This window comes from Streptomyces tibetensis, assembly GCF_040647715.1.
GTDB lineage: Bacteria > Actinomycetota > Actinomycetes > Streptomycetales > Streptomycetaceae > Streptomyces > Streptomyces tibetensis_A.
The window spans coordinates 1-1,364 of the sequence record NZ_JBEZCR010000036.1; the positions used below are offsets into that span (position 1 = coordinate 1).

The 1,364-nt window shown below is 71.2% G+C and carries 1 protein-coding gene; it reads right to left on the reverse strand.

Features of this window, described 5'->3' with window-relative positions:
* Positions 1-1,364 (reverse strand): acyl carrier protein (locus AB0B29_RS37685; RefSeq protein ID WP_362247278.1); only part of this gene is annotated, 1,364 nt, incomplete at both ends.

Consider the following 1,364-nt stretch of genomic DNA (forward strand, 5'->3'; position numbering starts at 1 on the left):
ACGACGGCCAGCACGCGGTGGCCCCGCCGCTCGGCATCCGACAACCGTTCCACCAGGAGCATGCCGACGCCTTCGGCCCACGCGGTGCCGTCGGCATCTGCAGAGAAGGCCTTACAGCGGCCATCCGGCGCCAGTCCCCGCTGGCGCGAGAATTCCACGAACATGCCGGGTCCGGACATGACGGTGGTCCCGCCGGCGAGGGCGAGGTCGCATTCGCCACGTCGTAGCGACTGCACGGCCAGGTGCAGCGCCACCAGCGACGAAGAGCACGCGGTGTCGATGGTGAGCGCGGGCCCGCGCGTCCCCAGGGCGTAGGCGATCCGGCCGGAGGCCACGCTGGCCGTGGTGCCGGTGAGCAGGAAACCCTCGTATCCGTCTGTTCCTTCGTGCAGCCTTGGCCCGTACTCCGGTGCGGCCGTGCCGACGAACACCCCCGTCCGTCCGCCACGCAGAGACTCCGGCACGACACCCGCGCGCTCCAGCGCTTCCCAGGAGGTCTCGAGCAGGAGCCGTTGCTGGGGGTCCATGGCGGTGGCTTCACGGGGGCTGATGCCGAAGAACTCGGCGTCGAACTGGGCCGCGTCGTGGAGGAAGCCGCCGTGGCGGACGTAGCTCTTGCCGGGGGTGCTCGGGTCGGGGTCGTACAGGCCGTCCAGGTCCCAGCCGCGGTCGGTCGGAAACGTCGAGATGGCGTCGGTCCCCGAGGCCACCAGCTCCCACAGATCGTCCGGTGAGGTCACACCGCCCGGGAACCGGCAGCCGATACCGATGACGGCGATCGGATCACCCTCTTCCGCCTGCCCCGCCCGGCCGTTCACCTCCTGGTCGGCAGTGGACTCGCCGAGCAGCGTCTTCGCCAGGTGGTCGGCCACCGCCCGCGGCGTCGGCAGCTCGTAGACGAGGGTCGGATCGAGCGCGACCCCGGCGGCCGTACCGAGCAGACCGGCCAGTTCCACCGCCGTCATCGAGTCGAGGCCCTGTGAGGTGAACGGCCGGTCCAGGGCTACCTCGTCGGGACCGTCGAATCCCAGGACACTCGCGGTGGTCTCGCCGACGAGCCGGACCAGAGCCTCGCGCGACGCCGGACCCGCCGCCATCGCACGCTGCGGCTCGGCGGCAGGACGAGCCGCAGGCGCATGATTCGGCGTCAGCGCCGGTGCCCAGTGGGTGCGGCGCTGGAAGGCATAGGTCGGCAGCTCCACCCGCCGCGGCCGGCTCGCTCCGCAGAGTACGGCCCAGTCGATGCTGTCAGTCCGCACGCCGACGGCCGCGATGGCCTGCGTGAGGGTTTCTGGTTCGGGGTGTTTGCGGTGGAGGGTGGGGATGGTGGTGGGGTTGTTGAGGGTGTGGTGGAGGAGGGTGGT